Origin of the sequence: Botryobacter ruber, from assembly GCF_003347595.2 — a bacterium.
GTDB lineage: Bacteria > Bacteroidota > Bacteroidia > Cytophagales > Hymenobacteraceae > Pontibacter > Pontibacter ruber_A.
The window spans coordinates 42,017-64,783 of the sequence record NZ_QCZK02000034.1 but is presented as its reverse complement, the minus strand read 5'-3'; the positions used below and the strand labels follow the sequence as shown (position 1 = coordinate 64,783).

Annotated in this window: 22 protein-coding genes; 9 read left to right on the top strand and 13 right to left on the bottom strand. The window is 50.3% G+C overall.

Annotation, left to right across the window (positions count from 1 at the left end; all coding sequences use genetic code 11):
- Positions 1-503: 503 nt before the first annotated feature.
- From DCW36_RS09870 to DCW36_RS09860, 3 genes are all read right to left on the bottom strand, one after another.
- Positions 504-1,016: a DUF1905 domain-containing protein gene (locus tag DCW36_RS09870; RefSeq protein ID WP_114783224.1), complete on the bottom strand. Its 513-nt coding sequence runs from the start codon at positions 1,014-1,016 to the stop codon at positions 504-506.
- Positions 1,017-1,077: 61 nt separating this feature from the next.
- Positions 1,078-1,506: a DUF1801 domain-containing protein gene (locus tag DCW36_RS09865; protein ID WP_114783223.1), complete on the bottom strand. Its 429-nt coding sequence runs from the start codon at positions 1,504-1,506 to the stop codon at positions 1,078-1,080.
- Positions 1,507-1,736: 230 nt separating this feature from the next.
- Positions 1,737-1,976 carry a hypothetical protein gene (locus DCW36_RS09860; RefSeq protein WP_125185462.1) on the bottom strand — a complete coding sequence of 80 codons (240 nt, stop codon included), beginning with the start codon at positions 1,974-1,976 and terminating at the stop codon, positions 1,737-1,739.
- A gap of 322 nt (positions 1,977-2,298) precedes the next feature.
- Here DCW36_RS09860 and DCW36_RS09855 point away from each other — a divergent pair, with 322 nt between their 5' ends.
- Both DCW36_RS09855 and DCW36_RS09850 read left to right on the top strand, forming a co-directional pair.
- Positions 2,299-2,547, top strand: coding sequence for a hypothetical protein (locus tag DCW36_RS09855; RefSeq protein ID WP_114783222.1), 249 nt, complete (start codon positions 2,299-2,301; stop codon positions 2,545-2,547).
- A gap of 194 nt (positions 2,548-2,741) precedes the next feature.
- The gene (locus DCW36_RS09850; RefSeq protein WP_114783221.1) at positions 2,742-3,185 is read left to right on the top strand and encodes a hypothetical protein; all 444 of its coding nucleotides are present in this window, start codon (positions 2,742-2,744) and stop codon (positions 3,183-3,185) included.
- Positions 3,186-3,258: 73 nt separating this feature from the next.
- Here DCW36_RS09850 and DCW36_RS09845 read toward each other — a convergent pair whose 3' ends face one another.
- The 3 genes from DCW36_RS09845 to DCW36_RS09835 all read right to left on the bottom strand — a co-directional run bounded on the left by DCW36_RS09845 (position 3,259) and on the right by DCW36_RS09835 (position 6,466).
- The gene (locus tag DCW36_RS09845; protein WP_164891088.1) at positions 3,259-4,995 is read right to left on the bottom strand and encodes a T9SS type A sorting domain-containing protein; all 1,737 of its coding nucleotides are present in this window, start codon (positions 4,993-4,995) and stop codon (positions 3,259-3,261) included.
- Between the two features lie 318 nt (positions 4,996-5,313).
- A complete protein-coding gene (locus tag DCW36_RS09840) occupies positions 5,314-5,814 on the bottom strand; it encodes a universal stress protein (RefSeq protein WP_114783220.1) in 501 nt (166 codons plus the stop codon).
- Between the two features lie 235 nt (positions 5,815-6,049).
- Positions 6,050-6,466: a hypothetical protein gene (locus DCW36_RS09835; protein WP_114783219.1), complete on the bottom strand. Its 417-nt coding sequence runs from the start codon at positions 6,464-6,466 to the stop codon at positions 6,050-6,052.
- Positions 6,467-6,726: 260 nt separating this feature from the next.
- Here DCW36_RS09835 and DCW36_RS09830 point away from each other — a divergent pair, with 260 nt between their 5' ends.
- Positions 6,727-7,347, top strand: a complete 621-nt coding sequence (locus tag DCW36_RS09830) for a phosphoribosyltransferase (RefSeq protein WP_114783228.1) — start codon at positions 6,727-6,729, stop codon at positions 7,345-7,347.
- A gap of 21 nt (positions 7,348-7,368) precedes the next feature.
- A complete protein-coding gene (locus DCW36_RS09825) occupies positions 7,369-8,985 on the top strand; it encodes a bifunctional aminoglycoside phosphotransferase/ATP-binding protein (protein WP_114783218.1) in 1,617 nt (538 codons plus the stop codon).
- Between the two features lie 156 nt (positions 8,986-9,141).
- Here DCW36_RS09825 and DCW36_RS09820 read toward each other — a convergent pair whose 3' ends face one another.
- The 6 genes from DCW36_RS09820 to DCW36_RS09795 form a co-directional block, all read right to left on the bottom strand.
- Positions 9,142-9,579 (bottom strand): spore germination protein GerW family protein, encoded by a 438-nt coding sequence (locus DCW36_RS09820; protein ID WP_114783217.1) that lies wholly within the window; start codon positions 9,577-9,579, stop codon positions 9,142-9,144.
- An 18-nt stretch (positions 9,580-9,597) separates the two neighbouring features.
- Positions 9,598-10,806 carry a polymer-forming cytoskeletal protein gene (locus tag DCW36_RS09815; protein ID WP_114783216.1) on the bottom strand — a complete coding sequence of 403 codons (1,209 nt, stop codon included), beginning with the start codon at positions 10,804-10,806 and terminating at the stop codon, positions 9,598-9,600.
- 49 nt (positions 10,807-10,855) lie between these two features.
- Positions 10,856-11,737, bottom strand: coding sequence for a universal stress protein (locus tag DCW36_RS09810; protein ID WP_114783215.1), 882 nt, complete (start codon positions 11,735-11,737; stop codon positions 10,856-10,858).
- 112 nt (positions 11,738-11,849) lie between these two features.
- Positions 11,850-12,371, bottom strand: a complete 522-nt coding sequence (locus DCW36_RS09805; protein WP_125185459.1) for a hypothetical protein — start codon at positions 12,369-12,371, stop codon at positions 11,850-11,852.
- Between the two features lie 300 nt (positions 12,372-12,671).
- On the bottom strand, positions 12,672-15,080 hold the full coding sequence (ppsA, locus tag DCW36_RS09800; protein WP_114783213.1) for a phosphoenolpyruvate synthase: 2,409 nt from the start codon (positions 15,078-15,080) through the stop codon (positions 12,672-12,674).
- A gap of 259 nt (positions 15,081-15,339) precedes the next feature.
- Positions 15,340-16,185: a universal stress protein gene (locus DCW36_RS09795; protein WP_114783212.1), complete on the bottom strand. Its 846-nt coding sequence runs from the start codon at positions 16,183-16,185 to the stop codon at positions 15,340-15,342.
- A gap of 510 nt (positions 16,186-16,695) precedes the next feature.
- Between DCW36_RS09795 and DCW36_RS09790 the strand changes: the two genes are divergently transcribed.
- The 3 genes from DCW36_RS09790 to DCW36_RS09780 all read left to right on the top strand — a co-directional run bounded on the left by DCW36_RS09790 (position 16,696) and on the right by DCW36_RS09780 (position 18,522).
- A complete protein-coding gene (locus DCW36_RS09790) occupies positions 16,696-17,016 on the top strand; it encodes a hypothetical protein (RefSeq protein ID WP_114783211.1) in 321 nt (106 codons plus the stop codon).
- Positions 17,017-17,175: 159 nt separating this feature from the next.
- Positions 17,176-18,018 (top strand): threonine/serine exporter family protein, encoded by an 843-nt coding sequence (locus DCW36_RS09785; RefSeq protein WP_205702907.1) that lies wholly within the window; start codon positions 17,176-17,178, stop codon positions 18,016-18,018.
- A gap of 3 nt (positions 18,019-18,021) precedes the next feature.
- Positions 18,022-18,522 carry a threonine/serine exporter family protein gene (locus DCW36_RS09780; RefSeq protein WP_205702906.1) on the top strand — a complete coding sequence of 167 codons (501 nt, stop codon included), beginning with the start codon at positions 18,022-18,024 and terminating at the stop codon, positions 18,520-18,522.
- A 40-nt stretch (positions 18,523-18,562) separates the two neighbouring features.
- Here the strand turns inward: DCW36_RS09780 and DCW36_RS09775 are convergent, their stop codons facing one another.
- Positions 18,563-20,620 (bottom strand): glycogen debranching protein, encoded by a 2,058-nt coding sequence (locus DCW36_RS09775; RefSeq protein ID WP_114783209.1) that lies wholly within the window; start codon positions 20,618-20,620, stop codon positions 18,563-18,565.
- 183 nt (positions 20,621-20,803) lie between these two features.
- On the opposite strand from DCW36_RS09775, the gene DCW36_RS09770 reads away from it, so the two are divergent.
- Together DCW36_RS09770 and DCW36_RS09765 are read left to right on the top strand one after the other, a co-directional pair.
- Positions 20,804-21,823, top strand: a complete 1,020-nt coding sequence (locus DCW36_RS09770; RefSeq protein ID WP_114783208.1) for a universal stress protein — start codon at positions 20,804-20,806, stop codon at positions 21,821-21,823.
- 22 nt (positions 21,824-21,845) lie between these two features.
- Complete coding sequence (locus DCW36_RS09765) at positions 21,846-22,739, top strand: universal stress protein (RefSeq protein WP_114783207.1); 894 nt, start codon at positions 21,846-21,848, stop codon at positions 22,737-22,739.
- Positions 22,740-22,767: the final 28 nt, after the last annotated feature.

The following is a 22,767-nucleotide window of genomic DNA, read 5'->3' as shown; positions in this document are numbered from 1 at the left end:
CTGTTGCGACAGAGGGGAATACCTGTGGCTTATAAAATAACGTAAACCAGCTCTAAGAGAGAAATCTTGAAAAGGACAGACTCGTTGCAACAAAGTCGGTTTTATCTGAAAAGCATAAAGGAGAATGGGGTAATTTGTTAATGTGCTAATCGATTAATGTGCTGATGTGCTAATGGGTTAATGTGTTAATGTGGTAATGTAGTAATTTGTTAATGTGGTTATCCCTAATGGTGTTTACTCAGTTCCACAAACTATTTCTCCTTTGTCATCCCTTTCGGGATCTTGTGGGCAAGCTGCAGAAACATCTGCTAAAAGCAGAATCGTAATGGAAGGTTCTTTTTACTTTTGGGTATTGATTAATGTGCTGATGTGGGAATGTCTGAACTGTGATTTATTTGATTTGAATTATTATGATTTAAAAGCGAATTGAGAAAAACAACACGTAATTCTTCTGCAAATAAGCAATCAATCACATAAATCATTCAAATCACAGTTCAGACTGCTTACTTCAGCCCGAGCATCTGCCGGAAACTTTCTTTGCCCACGGGCAGCGTTTTGAGGTTGTTGATGAGGAGCAGGGCCCGGTCGATGCGCAGCTGACTGCTTTTGACGGATGCCACATATTGAATGATGTACCGTTGCTTACCGGGGGTGAGCAGTCGGAAACGGCGCTGTCCTTCGTCGTCCTGGCGGAGGAGTTCGGCTAGTTCTTCGGGTACTTCCATGCCGTATTCGCTCTCGTCCGGTTGCAGCGATACATGCACTACGTCGCCGAATTTTATGCCGGCTTCTTTCATGCGTTTGTTGTTGAGGCTGATGTAGGCGGCGCCCTGGCCCAAGGCTACGAGTCCGCACTGGAAGGTGAGGGTATGGTTGACGGTGCAGTGCAGCCGTTGCTTCAGTTTACCGCCTAACTGCTGTATTACTTCCGGCGGCACTTCGAGGTAGTGCGTTCCCATCAGGTGCTCGAGGCGGTTGATGCTGGTTTTATAAGTAACGGGTGCGGTAGCGGCCATATGATAGCAGGTGAGGAGCAGGTGTGGGTTTGGTGGCAGGTGCAGAAAGGTTTATGAAAGGTTAAGCAATGGTAACCCATTCCATTTGAGCGGTTGCCGCCAGCGAATCCTTTACCAGTTCCTGTAGTACATCCAGATTTACGTCTTCGAGCTTATTGATGTAGAGGCAGGCTTTACCGTTCTTGTACTTGCCCAGCTTTTCCATCAGCGCCTGTGGCCGCTCAAAGCCGGTCATGAGGTAGAGCGTCAGGTTTTGTTTGCGGGGAGAGAAGCCTACCAGGAAGCTTTCGCCGGAGTGGCCGCTGTTGTATCGGTAGCTGTACTTGCCAAAACCCACCATGTTCGTGCCCCACATGGTAGGCTCCAGGCCGGTTGCCTCGCGCATGAGTTGCAGGATTTTAAAAGCGTCGGAACGTTTCTTTTCGGGTTCTATGCTGTTGAGAAAAGCCTCTACCGGCAGGTCGTTCTCTTTTGTTTTTAATTCGGCCATCTGCAGTGGGTTTGGTAACGGTGGGTGCTGAAAATTAATGGTTTCGAATATAGATATTCAGGCGGAAACTTGCAACCAGGGTGAAGCATCTGGAGGATGGTACTGCTGTTTCAGAGGCTTCTGAAGAAAGGCAGGGAGAAGAAGAACAACAAAAAACCTTCCTGTTCATGGCTCCAAAGGGACCATGAACAGGAAGGTTTTTTGTTGCCGCAAGCGGCTGATCAAGCTGCTTAAGCAGCCATCGTATTGTCTTCGTAAACAAAAGGCCTCCAGCCTCTCATTACCATTTCAATATTAGAGGGGCCATATCTGAATGCATCTGTTTTGGGACATTTCGAAATCAGCGTGTTTCCATTTGAGCCATCAGCGTTAATATAAACCAGCCCGTGCTCCAGTCCCTGGTGAAGATCAGCAACATCAATAACTTTGCAGGTCCGCACCATATCGTTTGTTGTTATTGTAAATATCATATTGTATTTTTCCTTAAATTAATGTACCTATACAGAAGGTGTCAGGTTGTAAAAGTATATACAAGAAGCCTGCCAAAAAGAGTGTAAGGCTGCTTTTTTTATTATTACGCAATTCTAAAACGTTAAGATATAGGAAGATATTATTTTATTATTAATAATACTTTTAAAGGAATGTTGAACTCAAACCGAACCGGGGTACAGGAACAGAAGTATAAACAGCTGCCAGGATAAAGATTTAAAGAAAAACCTGAACCGGAAATGCTTTACCGGTTCGGAATAATTTTATATCTTTAACAAACATTTGTTTTTAGCGTGCTCCTGTATGGATTTATTTGGTATCAACGGCTATAGCCTGGAGAAGAGGGCAAAACTTGTGCTGGAGCAGGGGGCATTTGTTTCGTCGCGTAGCACAGGTAAATACAGCCTCTGCCTGTACCACATGGGTAGTTTCTTTGCAGAAGTCTGGTACCTGGAGCCGGGAAACAAAATTGTGTTGGTGCGCGGCTTTAACGACGAAGCCTCTCTTGAGCCCTATCTCAGGGCGATCGACGTGTCCGAGCTAATGCACTAACAACAGAGTCCGAACGCTTTTTGAGCTTCTTCCTTTCCTGCAAATTTATCTGCGCGTTAACTTATCCTGAATTGTTCGCAGAAATTTATTTATCCCTGAAAGTTAACCTAATCCTGTAAAATTAGTTTAATTATCCAAGCGGTACTTTTGCCCGGTAACCGTCCTGAAGGGGTGTTAATTAAATGTTCTGAATCATGAAACTTACCCAACTTTTCTCCAACGAATTTGCCAGAATAGAGGCAGATCCGGACCTGAACTTTATTCAGTTGACCTGGCTGCAGCACGTCAGCCATGCCGCCTTACGGGAGGTACTCCTGAAAGCTTCGGAGTTGGCACGTTCCCAGGGGCTTTACAAATGGCTTTTTGACATGCGCAACCTCAATTTCACGACAGTGGCTGATAAAAGCTGGTCCATAAACGAGTTGTTTCCTTCTTTTGATCTGCGTCATAAAAACCTGCTGGCTTGTGTAGCCACACCCCAGAATGTGGCACTGATATCGGGCGCTGAGGTGAAAAATTTTATTGACCAGGAGTCTGAACTGGCCGGCAAAGTTAAACTTGAAATGTTTATCAACATGGAGGCTGCAAAAGACTGGTTGTTTAACAAGGAGCATGCGGAACCGGGTGCCGTATTGTAAAACTTTTCATCTGCTTCGCAGCTCCCAAGAGGAACGTGTGTACTGCCGGCTCCAGGTATTTTTCCTGATGAGGTTATTGTTTTAGAATGCGGTAGGTTAACCGTGTGGTGGGAGAGGTATATAACAGCAGGTAATTGCCTTTTGCGAGGGAATCAATCTCTAGTACGGTCTGGTAGCTGTGGGGGGTACAGGTGAAGCTGCCTGTCCTCTTTCCGTCGAAGCTGAACAGCGTTAAGGTAGCATATTGGCCGGCTGAAGGGTGAGAAACAGTTAACTTCTCTCCAACTGGGTTCGGGTAAGCCAGCAGCGGCAGGTTTGTATTGGTTTCAGGCGCTGCCGACAGCACAGTCGCAGCTAATCCGTTCAGGTAATTTTCGAGATGGGTGTAGCCGTTGGGGGCTGTATGGGCCCGGTCGGCGGCATTGTTCGGGTTGAGCCCCTGGCTTATTTCCCAGGCATCGGGCATCCCGTCCCGGTCAGCGTCGGCGGGTGCCGGACCGCAGGTTAATGCAGGCCAGGCGCCAACGGTTTGCTCGTAAGGAGTGCCATGCGGAAAGCCACCCTGCACATCGATAATGGCACCTGTTCTGTTTACTACATCACTTACTATGCGTTGGTCGTGCAGGTCGCGGGCCGGCAGTATGCAGCCTGCATGTTGCAATACAGCTTTATATGCGTCCTGTGCCGACTGCGTGGGCAGGGGCACCAGTTCAAATTCTGAAGCCACTTTGGCCTGTACCGTGTCGGCTAAGGTTCCACCTGCCATGGCTGCTCCCAGCCAGTTATTCCGGGTTACGGGCACAGAGCCGTCTACATAATTTCCGGCCAGGTAATACTTTCCGTAAGGCAGTTCCGGTGCTGTTGTTTTCCGGTCGGGACGAACAACCTGGAAGCGGCGCGGCACTCCGTTTGCCGTGCCTGTAGATGTAGAAGGCCCGTATTTGTAGTAGTTGCTGACGATGTTGTAATTGCCTCCCATGCCGCCGTCCACGGTCCAGCCGCCCCAGTTGTAAATAACATTGTTCCGGAAATCGGCATTTTCCTGACCGGGCGTATGGGGAGCCAGGTTGGCGCTGCCGTCAAAACGGGGATTGCGGCCCTGGCAGTGGGCAAACAGGTTGTGGTGAAACGATACATGCCGGCCACCCCAGATGCCGCCAAAACCATGCTGCTGGTAATCGGTGCCGCCGGCTTCGAAGTGGTAGGAGTAGTTAAGGGGTTCGCTGATGATGTTCCATTGCAGGGTGGTACTGTCGCCGGCGTAAACACTGAAAGCTTCGTCGGTGCTCCAGCTCATGCTGCAGTGATCCACGATGATATTTTTCCGTCCATAAGCAGCCAGCGCATCGTCGTGGCCGCTGCCATCTACTTTGCCTTTGTCCTGGTACCTGTCGCCTAACCGGAACCGCACAAACCGGATGATCACATTATCGGCATTGATAATTACCGGGTGATCGGCAATGCAGATGCCGTGGCCGGGAGCGGTCTGGCCGGCGATGGTGGTGTTGGGACGGGAGATGTTGAGGCGGGAGGTCAGGTGGATCGTGCCGCATACCCTGAAAACGACTGTCCGGGCTGCCGCTGGCTGTGTGAGGGCATAGCGGAGGGTGCCCGGGGTGTTGGTATCGTCGAGGCTGGTGACTTCGAAAACAGTGGTAGGGGCAGCTGCTGTGCCTCGACCACCAGTTGTAAATTTTCCGGCTCCTTCGGCTCCCGGAAAAGCTACTTGTTGGGCATGTGTCTGTGCCAGTACAGCAAGGCAAAGCGCCAGAAGGAAGGTAAATCCGGAGGAACCGCGGGTGGTGCGCATTTCTGTCAGGTTTTTGGTGCTGATTCGTTCCTAAAGTTAATCAAATAACTGGTTTCTGCTGCGGAAGACATCGCTTTCTGTCAGGTAATCTTCTAACCACGGGGCAGGCAGCAGCAGTGGCTGTGGTGGCAGGAGCAGCCAGGTTTTGCACGATAAAAATAGTAGTGACAGGATGTTCTGACATAACAAAGACACCTGAAGCACAGGTAAATTTCCCGTGCGACAGATGTCTTTTTTGGGGTTCCTATGTAACGGCGACTTGCTTTGCTTTCAGGAGCTGTAACAGGTCAGCCTTACAAAATGTCGGGGCAGGAGTGGTCAGGAAACAGTTTCTGCAAGCAGCTCATGTTGCAGCATGGCGGCAAAGGCTGTGTTTGTTTCTGTAGAACGGACGCTCTGTGGAGGCACCACCAAAACCGGGCAGCCGGACTTATCCCTGATTTCCGAAAGCAGCGCCTGGGGGTGTGTTTCCTGGTTGCAAAGCAGCACCAGGTCTACCTGCTTTTTCAGTACCAGCGCCGGAACGGTTTCCTGTAAAAGCCCATGCCTGATTTCGATTTCATAAGAAATTCCCGCCTCCGGGTTTTGCTGCTTCAGGCGGCCTGTCAGCGCTTCCATCAGCTCCAGGTATTCGTTTCGCTCTTCCAGTTCCTCGATAAGCTGCAGGTGGCTTGGTCCGCCTTTCAGTATTTCAAACCTGGTATGGATGTTATGGAAAAGGATAATGCGGGTATTATGGAGCTGTACCTGTTCGGTTATAGAACTGATCGCTTTCTCAGCCCCTGCCGGCGCGTCAGCAACACATAAGATAGTTTTCATGGTAATTGCGTTTGATGATGTACTTCTTATGGATGTAAAATTACCTTGCCAGCCGCTCTTTTCACATGACCTGCATCATGCCGGCACATGACCGATATCATCAACCTGCCGTACCCGGAACGATGACTGTAAATGCCCTGTAGCTTGTGCTAAGGCTGGAGCACAACTGCTACCTGGTAGCTAAACCGGATCGGGCGGGTTGCCTGCTGCTACCGGCGTAATACCAGGTTTAAGTTTATACATACTGCCCGGCAAACGAAAGCAGGTCCTTCCTGTAGTTTTTAAAATCCGCTTCGAAAGCGTTCAGCTGGTCAGCATATTTTTTGTGCTCTTCGCGGTAGAGCTGGTCGTTGAAAGGCTGTTTGTTTTCCGCCAAATTCCCGAGGTATTTTTCGTGTTCCCGCAGGTCGTGTGCGAACTGGTCCAACACCTCTCCCCGGAAATAAGTCTGCAGGTTTTCAAAATGATCCAGGCGTTTTTTCTCTTCTGCCGAAGGAAGGTTAACACTGATTTTGTTGAGCAGTTTCTGGTAAAAGGCTAGCTCGATACGCCATAATTCAATTTCGGAGAGCCATGTTTTGCTCGCGCGGTGTAAACCGTCAATACTTCCTTCGAGCTGATGATCTGTAGTTGCTGTGTTGTTGGTTTCCATAACTTTAGCTTTTTTAGAAGGTTAAACATATTAGCAGGGCCTGCCACAGGCCTGAAGGCAACAGGCACACCCTGATTGCCGGGGAGGAGCGTTAACTCCGGAAAAAATTAAAAAAATATTGTATTTTATTTTAATAGGAACGTTAATTAAAGAAAGCGGTTTACCTGACGATGTGATTGTTATCATCTTGTAACAGAATAGTTTACGTGCTGCAGGAGCTGCTGATACTGAGTGAAGAACATGTATTTAACAAAAAGAAAATGAGGTTCAGAGACAGAGATGACGCAGCCAGGCAACTGGTGACCGAACTCCGGAAATACAAAGGTGAAAAGGGAGTAGTGGTGGCTATACCCAGGGGAGCAGTGCCTATGGGGGAAACCATCGCAAAGGAGCTTGGGTTTCAGCTGGATATCGTGCTGACTAAAAAGATAGGACATCCGGCAAATCCTGAATTTGCGATAGGGGCCGTGAGCACTCATGGCGCTGTCGTGTCGGGCTACCCGGGAGTGTCGGAGGAGTATATTAAAAATGAAACAGAACGAATAAAAGAGCTGCTCAGCCAGCGGTACCAGCTCTACAGGGGCAACCGGAAATCGACTGACCTGACCGGTAAAACGGTGATAATCGTAGACGATGGCATTGCAACCGGTAACACCATGAAAGCTACCATTGAACTGATAAAAGAAAGCAAGCCGCAGAAACTGGTGGTGGCTGTGCCTGTAGCTCCTCCTGAAACCGTGGCGCGCCTGTCGGCGGATGTGGATGAACTTGTGTGCCTGTATGCGCCCGAGTGGTTCGAGGCGGTCGGCCAGTTTTACGAAGATTTTCCGCAGGTGAGCGATGAGGAGGTAATCGCGCTGCTCCAGCAAAACAATCCGTAAGCAAACCCAGTTAACCTGTCTATGTCCGAAGCCGAACAATCATCCCTACAGATTATTTCTTTCCTGCAGCAGCCTACGTCCTACCCGCATCACCCCGCAGCAGTAACGCTCGTGCAGACACATGCCTCGGTGCTGGCCCTTGCGCCACCTTTTGTGTACAAAGTAAAAAAGCACGTAGACCTGGGCTTTATGAAGTTTACGACGTTGCAGGAGCGGAAAACGAACTGCGAACGGGAACGCCAGCTCAACAGCCGTTTCTGCCCGGATTTGTATGTGGCGGTACTCCCGATAGCGCAGCAGGAGGGGCAGTTACGTTTCGGAACGGATGGCGAGATTGTAGAGTATGCCCTGCAGATGAACCTGTTGCCCGACGGTTATTTTGCAGACCAGTTACTGCAGGCCAACCAGCTTACAGCAGAAATGCTGGAGGCGGTGCTGGCCGTGCTGAAGGCTTTTTACGAAACCTATCGCTCCGATGCCTCTGTCTCTGCCTATGGCGAACTTCCGGCTATCCGTAAAATTGTAGAGGACAACCTGACCATGATCGGGCAGCGGGTAGGGGAGCTGGTGCACCCGGTGTCTTTTAGCACCATCAGCTTTTACCTGCGCACATTTATGGAGCGGCACGAAGCCCTGTTCCGGAAGCGGGTGCAGGAACTCCGGATACAGGACTGCCACGGCGATCTGCACCTGGACCACATCCACATCTGGCAGGATAAAATCAGCATCTTCGACTGCATCGAGTTCAACGACCGGTTCCGGTATACGGATGTGGCCTCCGACATTGCCTTCCTGGCCATGGACCTGGATTTTCATGGCAGGCCCGAGCTGGCAACTTACGTATCGGGCCGTATGGCGGAACTGCTGCAGGACCCGGACATGCAGCTGCTCATGGACTTTTACAAATGTGCCCGGGCCTGTGTGCGTGCCAAAGTCGAGTGTTTCAGGGCAGAAGAGGAAGAGGTGCCTGCAGCAGAACGCCAGTTGAGCCGCGAACGGGCCGGCAAATACATCAGCCTGGCGCTGCGGTATGCGCTTTTTGGCTCGAAGCCTGCGGTACTCCTGGTGATGGGAAAAACCGGAAGCGGAAAAACGACAGTGGCCAGAAACATAGCGCAGCTGCTGGACTGCCGGCATCTGAACAGCGACGTGATCCGGAAAGAAACAGCAGGTTTGCCCTTGTACCAGCGCCCCAGCTCCGCGATTAGGGAGAGTTTGTATTCAAATGAGGCAAGCGATGCCGTTTACCAGCGCCTGCTGCAGGAAGCACTTGCTACCGTCAGCAACGGGCACTACATGGTGGTAGATGCTACTTTTGGAAGCAGGAACCGCCGGGCTGCCTTTGCAGAGGCACTGGAGCAGCAGCATCTTATGTATTATTTCCTGGAAATGCAGGCTCCCGATGATGTGCTGCGGAAGCGACTGGCGCAGCGGGAACATTGTGCGGAGGAAGTGTCGGATGCGCGCCTGGAGGATTTTGACCACCTGCGCCTGTCGTACCAGGAACCGGATGAAATTCCTGCACATCGGTTGCTGAGAGCAGATGCGGAAAAAAAATCAGATGAAGTCCTGCAGACCGTACTGACGGAGCTGGCGCAAAGAAAAGCCTTGCTGCCGCTGAAGGAGGCGGAGCCCTGATGGTTGACAGGTGGTAAGCGTAATTTCCTTCAACGGCCAGCAAAATGGCGCAGCAGAGGCTGTGGTGGCAGCTGCAGCAGAACTTTTTAGCCGGGATGAGCAGTTTTCCGGGAGTTTTCCGTGCCTGTTTAGGTTACTGTAGCAGCTACCACAGTTTCAACTCTTTTTCTGCTTCTTCTCTTTTTTTGAAAGCAACCTCCTGTTTCTGCTGCGGTACCACCAGGTGCTGATTGCAATTCCTAAGGCAGCGCCAAGGGCAATGTAACGGGTTGTGTCGAAACGGATGAACTTTGTTTCGTCAGCGGTTATTTCTAAAATCCCAATCGGGGTAATGGACATGCCGCCGCCCATCCCGGCGCCTTCTCCTGCTTTTCCTGGTTTGTTTCCGGTTGGTGCATTTCCTGCCGGTGCACTTGGGGCGTCATCATTTTTCCCGCCGTAGCCGCCGCCAAATCCCTGGGATACTTTGGCAACTGTAATTATGGTTTTGCCCTGTGTATCGATGGGCTCTCCGTAAACTTTTTTAATGGCAGCGTTCTGGGCAAACGATTCGATAAGCGATTGGAGCAGGTTTTTTGTGTTAGTTGTTTCCATGGGTTTTGCGTTTTGGTTTTATATTGAAGATTGTGATGCCAACAGGGGAGCCGGTTTATGCCGGAGGTAGTTGATGATTGCGCCAAAGGCTATACTTATCAGCAGGACAGATAAAAGCCATCCGGCAAAAGGAATGATGGTCAGCAGTTTGATGAGGACAAAGATCACAAAGGCCGCACCTGTCAAGGTTTTACTGCTCCAGCCTTTCTGGTAGTTGCTGTTATACCAGCCTGCCACCACCAGGGAGGTAATGACATGCGCCACCGCCACCGTAAAAGCGTAAAAAAACAGCGCGAACAAACCAATGGGAATTCCGATAACGGTAATCAGGAGCAGTACGGCCAGCAGGGGTAAGCCGAACAGGTAAAGAAGACCATACCCGATTTTCCGGGGGATTTGCTTTTCGAGGGTTGCGCCAGCCTCCCTGAAAACCGGCGCAAAAACGTATTGCAGCACAAACAGTAGCAACAAAGCGGAGGCAAGGTAAAGTAACAGAACAAGGAATGAACCGAAGCCAAGAAAGTACCACCTGGAACCGGAATCTCCCACCTGCAAGTCGGGTCTGAAACGGGCAGTAGCTCCCACCAGTGCTTTGTCGAAATTTTGCGGCCCGTCCTTTTGCCAGTAAGCTACCTCCTGGTGAAACTGCGCGTTGTCCTGCAGGATAATTTCCGTTGCAGCCAGCGTTGCCTTGCCCCGCACGGTACCATTCAGGTACAACTTCCCGCCTTTGGCCTGCAGCTCTTTCTCTACAGTGCCGTTCAGGAAGATCTCTCCGCCAGTAGCTTTCATGTTACCTTTAACGGTACCGTTCACCAGCGCCTCTCCGCTCAGCAGTATCAGGTTGCCAAAGATCCGGGCATGCGGACCGATCTCTACTTTTCCGCCTGCCACTACCACATCACCGGCTACGTCGTTTGTAATTTTAATGGTACCGCCGGCTGCACGGATGTCGTCCCCGGTAAAGCCGTTTAAAGCCAGGTTTCCACCTGCCACCAGCACATCGCCCACAACCGTATCATGCACGGCTATCGTGCCTCCGGCAGCCACAAAATCGCCTTGAATGCTGGCATTTACCACAATGGTGCCACCGCTCACATACAGGTCTTCTTTTACCGGCGTGTTGATTATTTTTTCTGATCCGGATTCCAGACCTGTGCCCGTGCTCGTTGCCGCAGTAGCGAACAGCATGCAAAACGAAACCACCACAGGTATGAGCCTTTTCATGAGATGAGGAAGAAGGTGAGCGCCAGGTTTCGGGTAACAGGCAGCAGGCTTACGTAGCTTTTGCCCCCATCTCCATTTCTCTGGAATTGGAGCGCCTGTCATCCCGCTCGTGCAGGGCCAGCAGCGGTACGGAGGAGTGCAGGATCAGTTCACGGGAAACGCTTTCGTGGAAAAGCCCCTCAAAGAAACCATGCTCATGCATGGCTATCGCCAGGATGTCGATCTTGTTTTCCTGCAGGAAAGTGTTGATGCCATCTATCACATCTTCTCCTTTTATCTGGGCAATGGAGTATTTGTTTGCAGGGAAATGACCGGTAATGTATTCAATCACCTTGTCATCAGAATCAGACCTCGGATGTTTTTCCGTTTTCACGTTGATAATGCTGACTTCGGAATTTAAGGGTTGTGCAAACTGGAACAGCTGTCGCAGGAAAGTATCTTCGTTATCTTTCAGGTTTGAGGCGAACGCAATTTTGTAAACATTATGAAAATGGGCCTTTTCAGGTACCGCCAGCACCGGGCATGTTGACTCCATGATGAGCGAAGATGTGTTGGTGCCGATCAGGTTATCGAGTGCGGAGTTGGCGCCCCTGGTTCCCATCACCACCAGGTCGGGCTGCTCTGTCCGGATCAGCTTCAGCATTTTGTCCAGGAAAACCCCGTCCAGGCAAATGGTGTCTACTTTAAACCGGAACTCGTTTACCGACAGGATGTGCTGTGCCATATCATCGAGCATGCCGGTATAATGGGCTTTTGTTTCGGAATTGGGTTCCGTAAGTACAACCGGTACCATGGTTGGCGCCACCACCTGCGTTGGAATGATATGCACTAAAACCAGCGTGCTTCTGGTCTGGTTTGCTAACGCTGCCGCGTAATGCATGGCATTGGCTGCACAGTCGGAGAAGTCGATGGGGGCGAGGATCTTTTTCATAAGTTTAGCGTTTTGTTGCTCAGGTAGCTGGTCTTAGATGCCGGCTGTTAAAGCCATCACTACCTTTTTTACCGATACGTTTTACACTTCTCTTCGTTTTAGCAGCCAGCGATCAGGTTAAGAAAAAAGGTGTGCTGTTTATCCAGTTCAGGGCTAATGAGCTGCAAAGTAACATTTGTGCAGCGCAGGTAATGGTATAACTGCTGTTGTTGTGGCTGTTGTCCGTGGGTGCTTGCTCTTCTGCTCCATCATTGATAAACAGGTTAAAATAGTGCAGGGCATTTATTTTTCCCACCTCGGCTATTTCGCCGCTGAAGTGGTTGTCCAGGGTATTAAAAATAATACGCAGCCAGTGAATGGAATTATTCAGCGAAATGAAGGGCAGCACGTGCGTTGCCTCTTTTTCGTTGCTGCTGCTCCCCAGCAGGATAATCCGCCAGAGCTGGTACAGACTGTAACAATGTTTAATGCTTAACAAAGCTTTGCCGTTGTTTTCGGGAAGTGTTTTTAATTCTGCTGCTATGGAAGCGTTGTGTAAGGCTTTTTTGCGTGTAGTATCTACCAGGGCTTTTATGTCCTCGTCTGTAACAGTTACCGCTAGAGCCTGTCTTATTTCTTGTATATATGTTGACATAGTTTCTATTTTTCTTGTTGGTTGGCGCGTCGAGACAATTGCAGGATCTGTGATAAACGCCTGATGATATCCGGAGGAGGCAGTCAGCTCCGGGAAATCAGACGTAGTGGTAAGTGCAATCAGTTTATCTGTACGATTGCGTGTGGTGTAGTGGCGGGTGAAGAACGATATGTCAGCAGTCGTGCCACTGAATACCTCGGCAAAAGAATTCGGTACTTGTAATTTTTATATTTTATTACGAGTTATTTAAAATAAAGTTCAGCTTTGCATCGTTTTGCTTACTTGGGGTTAAAATTAAAATTAACTTGCAGAAGCGGTTTTGGTTTTTGCCGATTCCTGTTCGGCCGCCAGTATGTTTTTGATTCCCTGCAGCAAAGCATCCGGATTGAAGGAGATGCTGTCGATGCCCTGCTCCACCAGGAATTTCGCGAACTGCGGGAAGTCGCTCGGAGCTTGCCCGCAAAGTCCAATTTTTGTGTTGGTTTCACGGGCGGCTTTTATCACCATGGAAATCATGGTTCTGGCGGCATTGCTGTTCTCGTCGAAAAGCTCGCTGATGATGGAGGAGTCGCGGTCGATGCCCAGGGTAAGTTGTGTCAGGTCGTTGGAGCCGATCGAGAAGCCGTCAAAGATTTCGGCAAACTCTTTGGCTAAGAGCACATTGCTCGGAATTTCGGCCATTACGTACACTTCCAGCCCGTTTTCGCCTCTTTTCAGCCCGTTTTCTTCCATTATTTGCAGCACTTTCCGGCCTTCTTCCACAGTCCTGCAAAACGGGATCATGAGCTTTACGTTGGTCAGGCCCATCTCGTCGCGCACGGTTTTCATGGCTTTACATTCAAGGCCGAAACCCTGGCGGTAGCGGGGGTTGTAATAGCGGGAGGCGCCCCTGAAACCCAGCATGGGGTTTTCTTCTTTTGGTTCAAATTCCTTGCCCCCGATCAGGTTGGCGTACTCGTTCGTTTTAAAGTCGCTCATGCGCACTATCACATCTTTGGGATAAAAGGCAGCAGCAATGGTAGCAACAGACTGTGCCAGTTTCTCGACAAAATAATCTTCCTTGTTTTCGTGGTGATGGGTCAGTTCATCTATGGAGGCTTTGGCTTCCTGGTCTTTCAGATCGTTGTAGTTGATGAGGGCCATCGGATGAATCCGGATGCTGTTGTTGATGATGAACTCCAGCCGCATCAGGCCAACGCCGTCGGTTGGGAAGGAGGCCAGCTCGAAGGCGTTGTCGGGGTCGCCGATAATCAGCATCACCTGCGTTTGCGGCTTCCCGAGGTGCTCAAAGTCGAGCTCTTTTTCTTCCCACTCCAGTTTGCCTGCATACACCAGCCCGTTCTGGCCGTCGGCACAGGAGATGGTAAGCGTCTGGCCATCCTCTATTACCTGGGTGGCATTACCGGTGCCTACCACGGCCAGCGCGCCCAACTCCCGGGCCACGATAGCGGCATGGCTGGTGCGCCCGCCTTTGTTCGTCACAATAGCCGACACCTTTTTCAGGATCGGGTCCCAGTCGGGGTTGGTGATGTCGGTGACCAGGATTTCGCCCGGCTGCAACTGGTCCGACTCCTGCGGGGAGTTGAGAATACGGGCTGTTCCGCTGATGATGCGCTGCCCGATGCCTTTGCCGCTGGTAAGTTTTTTACCTTCTTCTTTCAGGGCGTAGGTTTTGTACTTCAGCTGTTTCTGCTTCTGGCTATGCACGGTTTCGGGACGCGCCTGTACGATAAAAATTTTATCTGTTTCGCCGTCTTTTGCCCATTCTATGTCCATGGGGCGACCGTAGTGCTCTTCAATTTTCACGGCCCACTCGGCCAGCAGGCTTACCTCGGTGTCTTTTAAAACATACAGGTTGCGTTTTTCGGCGGGAGTATCGGTGTTTCGGACAGGCTGATCCGGGTTGTCTTCGGCATAGACCATCGTTTTTTCCTTCGTACCCATTTTCTTGCCGATGATGGCTTTCCTGCCCTGGCGGAGCGTTGGCTTGAACACGTAAAACTCATCCGGGTTCACTGTACCCTGCACCACATTTTCGCCCAGCCCCCAGCTGCCGGTAATAAAAACCACCTGGTCGAAGCCCGATTCCGGATCGAGGGTAAAACAGACACCGGCGCTTCCTACATCTGCCCGTACCATTTTCTGCACCCCCACCGAGAGGTAAACTTTCATGTGGTTGAAGCCGTGGTCGTGCCGGTACTTAATGGCGCGGTTGGTAAATAGCGAGGCATAGCAGCGGAGGCAGGCGTGCAGCACCTGCTCTTCGCCGGAAATATTGAGGTAGGACTCGTGCTGGCCCGCGAAACTTGCATTGGGGAGGTCTTCGGCGGTAGCGCTGCTCCTGACTGCCACCTGGATCGGCCCTTCGTACTGGCTGGCCAGGTCCTGGTAGGCTTGTTTGATGGCGTTGGCGATGTTATCCGGGAAACGGGCATTGAGGATTAGCTGGCGTATTTTTTCACCTGTCTCGTTCAGGTTGGTGAATTCCTTCGTATCCAGTGCTTCCAGTAACTTTTCAATTTTATCGTACAGCTGGTTGCTTTGTATAAACTCCTGGTAGGCTGTAGCCGTGGTGGCAAAACCATCCGGAATCCTGATGTTGCTGGCCGACAATTCCCGAAACATTTCTCCGAGTGATGCATTTTTTCCACCTACAACCGGAACATGGTCCATGGTAATTTCTTTGAAGGGAATGATAAAGTCTTTCATCGTTTTAGCAGTTTAGGGTTAGCCAGCCCAATGCCAGGCACCGGACAATTTATTATGTGATACTGCAGAACAAAGGCAGAGGTTTAGCCGCCGGCGGAAAGTTACTGGGCTGCTTTTCCAGCACCTGATGCTGGTATACCCGGGCTGAATTTTAGGTGCTGCTCCCGGAATGCGGTGCAGGGAAGGAGCAGTGGCTGTGGTGGCTGCTGCAGCAGAATTCTGGAAACCGGAAAAGGCTGAAAAACGGAAGCTTGACTTTTTATTGTGCCGATGTCTGCCTGATAAGAAGCGGCAGCTGCATATGATAGGCTGTGTTATGAGGAAATTTTCCTGCCAGCAGGTGCTGGCATTTTTTCCTGGGGTGGTTGCTTACCACCAGCATATCGGCATTGTTTTTACTGATGAACTCACTGATGCCGGCTTCCACCACCTCGCTGGCCTCTATGTAAAACGAAACATTGCGGTACGGCAGCTTGCTGTACACCTTCTGCAGCGCTTCGATGGCAAGTTCCCGGGCACCCGCACCATCCTGTGCCAGCACATGCAACAGCATAATTTCAGCATTGAACAGGTGCGCCAGCCGGAGGAGAAAAGCACAGTCGGCGGCCGGTTCGCTTTTCAGGTCGGTGGCATACACAATTTTCCAGATCGGCTTAAACGTAGCCTGCTGTGGTATGATGAGCACAGGGCAGGAAGCTTTTTCAATCGTAACGGCCAGGTCTGTAGCTGTAAATGTCTGCTGGAACTCCTCCTGCATGTCGTACCCGACAATTACCAGGTCAATCTTTTCCTGCCGGAACAGTTCTGTTAAGGTATCTCCTCCCGGTCCGCCAGGCGGAATAACTTCTACCGGCACAGTGCTTTCCGGGTAATCATTTTTTAGCTTTAAGGCCAGGGCTTCCAGCTGGTGTGGCTGGTCAGGGGCATCGTGCAGCTGGTCGGCGTACTCCTGGCCGTTGCTCAAAACAGCAACCGGTTTAGCGGTGGCGGGCTCCCAATGGAAAAGCAGCAGGCGCGCCCGCATGAGCTGCGCCAGTTCATGTGCGTATTTAACCGCATTCTGGGAGCACAGCGAGAAATCAGCAGGGCATAGTATGGTTTCCATAGCAGGAGAAGTAAATGGTTCGTGTTTTATGAATGTAAAACTAGCTTTTTACCTGTCCTTTTCAGATGACCTGTGTCATGCGCCTGTATGATCATTATCACCGGCCGTAGCCTGCCTGCTTTTTCCTGCCGGAAAGCTTCGGAAAGCTGATAACACACTAACAAGCGATAGTTTGAGGCAGTCATTAAAAACCTGGTTGCCAACGGGCGAAGACGGGACTGGTAAGTTGTAATATTCCAATGATATGTTCCTTGTCAGTTTTCTAACTCATTATTTAATAATTTGTTAATTCAAAAAAAACTAAAAAAGTTGACAAATGTCATATTTTTACTCATCTGTTTTCAGCAACTTTGTTTTGAGCAGGAGGTGAGAAAAATTTCTAAAAAATTCATTTAACCGATGAACTGAAATGGATTGGCCGGTAATCCTTTCCTTTTATTTGTGAAGCCTTCGTGTTTTGCAAACGCCTGCTCTCCGCTGCATTCCGAAACCTGAAAAACCTGATATACTATGAGAGAGTTAGGAAAACTTTACGAAGGATTAACAAACAGCAACGTGATGCTGTTGAGAGAGGTAAACAATGCCCTGGAATGCTCATTTGTAAAAGTGGGAATTGTGCACGAGGTTGTTGTGGTAAAAGACGAGGTGCTGTCGGAAGAATTGCGGAACACAGCGGAACTGGGGATACTCGAAGGAGCGGGATTGCAGCATTTCAGGAACACGTTCGACAGCTTCGTGCTGCACGTGAAAGCAAAAAGGCTGTACCTCGAATTAAGATTTTCGCTTAAGGCCGGGAAAGAAACCCCGCAGAATAAAGTGTATGCAGCCTGAATGTAAAACTAATGATGTGTCTGCCCTCAAATTTTATTAATTTGGTTTCCTCCGGAGGCGGTAAGCCGCTTTGCCTTAACTTCTAATTCTAAATAGTTAGATCGGCGAAATTCTGTTGAGGGCATCGGAATTTACCGTTAAAAAAATCAAAAGCATCAGGTGGAAAATAAAGAAAGCGCAGTGCAATACTACGATGGACAAATTGTGGTCGTCGACGATGCGGAACAATTTGCGAATGCTACAGATCAACATCTTATCAAAGACCTGGGGAAAGTTCTGCTGGAGATAGGTACTATCCTGATGAGTTCAGGAGCCAATACAGGGCGCATCCGCAACAACCTGAACCGGATTTCGGATGCCTATGGTTATAAAACCGAACTGCTGATTTCGCACCGGTCGCTGATGCTTACAATAAGCGACGAACGGAACTGTTACCATTTCAACAGCCTGAAACGGACGCCGCCGCATGGCGTTAATTTTAAAGTCGTGACCGGCATCAGCCGCCTGAGCTGGCGGGTAGTAGACGAAAAACTGAGCGTAGCCCAGATTAAAAAAGAACTGGACCGCCTGCTTTCGCTGCCGCACTACCCGAGGTGGGTGATCCTGACGCTGGTGGGGCTTGCCGGGGCTTCCTTCTGCCGGTTGGCGGGCGGCACGCTGCAGGACATGCTGATTGTTTTTGCTGCAACCTCCGTAGGTTTGTTTGTGCGGCAGGAGTCGCACAAGCTGCAGTTTAACCCGTACCTGTGTGTATATTTTGCCTCGTTAACGGCTTCGCTAATTGCAGGACTTTTCGTGAAATTCGGGTTTGGCAACACCCATGAACCTGCTTTTGTTACGTGCGTGCTGTTTCTCATACCAGGGGTGCCGCTGATCAATTCCTTCTCCGACCTGATAGAGGGTAACCTGCAGAATGCACTGATTCGCGGGCTGAGCGGGCTGATCATTTCATTTTGCATTGCCCTGGGCTTGTTAACCTCAACTGTAATATATCAGTTCTAAGCGATGATGGAGTGGATTTTACTTTTGGAAAAAAGCATCTGGTTCGGGTTGGCTGCACTGGGGTTCGGGGTATTGTTTAGCGTGCCCACCCGCACCATGGCAGCCATTTACCTGATGGGCGCTGCCGGCGGGTTAACAAAAGTGGTTTCGATGCACCTGGGCCTGGGCATTGTGATGGGTACGCTGGCCGGGGCTGCTGTTATCGGGTTACTGAGCATTCCGGCGGCGCATAAACGGCATGCGCCGCCACCGGTTTTTGCCATTCCGGCTGTTATACCTATGGTACCTGGTATTCTGGCTTACCGCATGATGCTGGGCGTGATAAAACTAGCCGGTACGGTTCAGCCGGATACCTATACCCAGGTTCTGTCCGAAACGGTTAACAACGGCTTGAAGGTTCTTTTTATCCTGATGTGCCTGGCCGGTGGTGTTGCCATCCCGATGCTGATCACACGTAAAGATTCTGCCAAACATATCCGGTTTCATACCTTAATCAAAGACTGATGCGTGGGCTGCCACAGCTCCTGCTGATAACCTGCAAGTTCTACTTTTGATCTTCCTTCTGCTTCACAAACACCGCAACTGCGCGGGGTCCTACTTCATATACTGGCTGCTGTACAGGTACCTGGTCTTCCTCCAGGAAATCGTCCGGAAACGCGGCCTGCGTGTTGATGACCAGGAACCAGGGACCGGGTGCCAGGAAGGAAAATTCTTTGCTCTCCCAGTGGGCATTTATCATCACGTACAGGTCGGTATCGTTTTGAGATTTCCCGGAGAGAAAATACGCGATGCTGTGGCTGGCAGCACTGAAGTCGGGTAGGCCGTTGGCGCCAAACCAGGTAACTTCTTCGCGCCAGAACCTGCTCCGGCCCAGAGTGGGGTGCCGCTTCCGGAAGGCGATCAGTTTTTTAACAAACTCAAAGTGGTCGCGCATCTGTACGAGGCGGTTCCAGTCGAGCCAGGTTTTATCGTTGTCCTGGTTGTAGGGGTTGTTGTTGCCATGCTGCGTTTGCAGGAACTCGTCGCCGGCTACAAACATGGGCGTGCCGTTTGCCAGCAGCAGCAGCGTGAAAAAGTTTCTGGCTTGTTGCTTCCGTAGCCTTACCACTTCCTCCGGCACGTTGGCATCGCCTTCCCAGCCGCAGTTCCAGCTCAGGTTGTTTTTTTCGCCGTCCGCGTTGTGGTGTCCGTTGGACAAGTTACGCTTTTCGTTGTAGCTAACCAGGTCGTAAAGCATGAAACCGTCGTGCGAGGTTATGTAGTTGATGCTCTGGTAGGGGTGGTAGGCATGCAAAACATCGTCCGGGAAAAAATTGTCGCTGCCGTAAAGGCGCTGCACCAGCGCACCGGTCATGCCCTCGTCGCCTTTTACAAAACGGCGCAGGTCGTCGCGGAAACCGCCGTTCCACTGGAACCAGTTGATGCCCGGAAAACTGCGCCCCAGTTGGTATAGTCCTGCTGCATCCCAAGGCTCGGCAATCAGTCGTACCTGTGCAAAATCAGGCTCTGTGGCAATGTCTGAAAAAATTGGCGCTTCTCCCACTGTGCCATCCGATCGCCTGGTAAAAATGGATGCCAGGTCAAACCGGAACCCATCCACGTGCATTTCTTTCACCCAGAACCGGAGGCTGTCCATGATCATGTGCTGCACAGCCGGGTGGTCGGTACGCAGGGTGTTGCCGGTGCCGCTAAGGTCGACAAAGCTGTTTTGTTTCGTATCGTCCAGTAAGTAGTAAGTCGTGCTGTCGATGCCTTTCAAATGATAGGTGGGGCCGGCGCTGCCTTCTTCGGTAGTGTGGTTGTAAACGACGTCGAGAATCACTTCTATCCCGGCTTTGTGCAGTTCCCGGACCATCGTTTTAAATTCAAGGATATCGCCGGAAGGCTGCTGGTTGGCGGCATAGCCTTTATGCGGCGCAAAAAAACTGAGCGGCTGGTAACCCCAGTAGTTGTTTTCCTGTGGGTCGAACTGCTGCACCGGCATAAGTTCCACAGCCGTGATACCCAGTTCTTTCAGGTAGGGTATTTTTTCGAGGAGGCCGGCATAAGTACCTCGTTTTTCGGCAGCTACACCTGCGTTCGGGTTCCGGGTAAAGCCCCGGACATGGGTTTCGTAAATGATCAGGTCATGCTCATGGTGCACCGGCTTATCGCCTTCCCAATCGAACAACCCGCCATTGGTATACAGGTAACCTAAAGGCGCTTTGCCAGCGTTGGAGCCGGGCCTGCCGGCAGCAGTACGGCTAAAAGCAGGCGGAAAGAAAACCTCTCGCGCGTAGGGGTCCAGCAGAATTTTGTCGGGGTCGAACCGGAAGGCGGGGGTGCAGGAGCCGGATGTGCCGTTTACCCGGTAGGCATAAAAGCGAGCTCCGCCCATTTCGGATCGTTTAACCCGGTAATGCCAGGTGCGCTGCGACTTGTGCCGCAAGGGATCAAAATCAAAGGAAGCGACGGGGTTTACATAGTCTCCTTCCCGGTAAAGCAGCAACGTAACCTGCGTGGCATTTTTGGAATACAAAGCAAAATTATAGGCATCCTCTTCAGGTATAAACGATACACCTAAGGGGTAAGAAGAGCCCTCCTTTGAATACCAGGAAGCCATTTTTCGGAATTTTAAACGTGGTTACACCTGTTTTCGCGCTGTTCCTGGTAAACAGAAACAAACAAAGCCATTAAGCTGCGGAATAGCAGTATATTTTTTTCTGTAGAATACGTAAATTTTTACTGTAGGTCAGCCAGTTAAAGCGACCCTCGTTTGTATTTGCTCCTCCTAAAACCAGCAGCTATGAAAACTATACTGGTCCCTCTTAAATTAGATTCTCCGCAGGACTGTAGTACTACCTTGCTGTACGCCCTGCACCTTGCCCGCCTTGCAGATTTACAGGTAGTGGTTTTCAATGCTTTTTCCATCGATCTGGAATCAACAGTATTGTATGAAGATCCAAAACGGATGCACGAACTGGAGAAGGAAAAAGCCCGGGAACTGGAAGAACGTATCCATAAAATGAAAAACTACTGCTCTTCGGATATTGTACTTAAATTCAATAGTACGGTGGGCATGGAAAACGATAAACTGTTGCAGCACCCGGTTACCAGAAGCGGGTTTCATACACTTTTGGAACATAAAGACGTATTACCCCAAAAGGCTGTAAACATTACCTGTGTCTGCAAAAGCGGCGCACCCTATGAGCAGATTATGTGTGCTACTGCTGCCTACGATGCCGATCTTATCGTAATGGGCATGCTGGAAACAGGAGTGGCTGGTGAGCCGGTTATCAGGAGCACTACCCTCTCGGTGATGCGCCATAGCCGGGTACCCGTAATAGGTGTTCCAAAAGGAAGAAAGTTTAACGGTCTGAAATCGGTGGTGTACGCCTCAGATTTATTAAATGTGCCGGAACCCGTACTGCTACAGAAGCTTCGGGATTTTGTAAATGCATTCCGGTGCAGGCTGCATGTGCTGCATCTTCATCAGAACAAAGATCTTAAGGCAGAATATGCGCTGGCGCAAAATGGACTGGATATGCTCGACCGCGAATTGTATGATGTGAGCTTTCATGTAATTTTTCAGCAAAAAGAAGACCTGGATGCAGATGTGCTGGAGTATGTGTATGAGCAAAAAGCAGACCTGCTCATCCTGAGCCCGAACAGGCACACTTTTATTGAAAAGCTGTTAAATCAAAGTTTAACCCAGCGCCTGATGGCAAAGATTTTTGTGCCGATTATGGCTTTACCCGCTGCATCCTTTTCTGCTCCTGGCGCCAGACCAGCACAGGCAAAGTCAAAGAAAACCGATACTTTTTAGATAACCGCCGAAAGAACAAAAGATGAACACCATACTCGTTCCTGTAGATTACTCCAACGCCTGCCTGAAGGCCCTGGAAGTAGCGTTAAACCTGGCCTCCCGCCTCAACGGGCAGGTACTGCTGTGCCATATCTACCATCCGCCTGTGTTTGTGGAAGCAGAAGAAGATATTGAAGACGACCCGGAAGCTCTGGCGATGGAAGAAGCAGGTACAAAGCAGGAGGCCCTGGTAAAACTCAGGGACTTTGCACAGTTGGTGAAGGCTAACAGCCCGGAGCAGGTGCCGGTTGGGTTTACGGTACAGGCAGGAAACGTAGTGGAGGAGTTGCAGAAACTGATAAAAGACAAAGCCGTGACAATGGTGGTACTGGGCAGCAGGAAACAAACCTCCATCCTAAATAAAGTATTTGGCACAACCACCGAAAAGTTGCTGAAGGAAGCAACCTGTCCTGTGCTGGCAGTTCCCGAAAGTGCGCAATCCAACCCGTTTGGCAGAGTAGTTTATGCGACTGCCCTGGAACCCTACGAAGAGAATGCGCTCAGGATACTTGTTCAGGCAAAAAATCAGTATAATTCTACCATAGCAGTGCTTTATGTCGAAAACACGGGGCTGCAGGAAGCCATTGATGTTGATGGCAGAAAAAAAAGCCTGCTGAAAGAGTTTTCGCAACAGCAGCTGATATTTTCGCAGGTAAAAAGTAAAGATGTTGCCAAGGGCATTGAAGACTATGTGCAGAGTTTCAATGCTGACCTGGTTGCCTTTACGGTGTCGCATCATACGTTCTGGCAGGATCTGTTTAAAAGCAGTGTCACAAGCCGGTTGCTGCACGAACTGGATCTGCCTTTGCTGGCATTCCCCATCAACACTCCGCCAATAAACTTTGGCCTGGCAGAAGACCGGGAGGTGGTACCCTGATCCGGTTGATCTGGAGAAGCTGCTACAC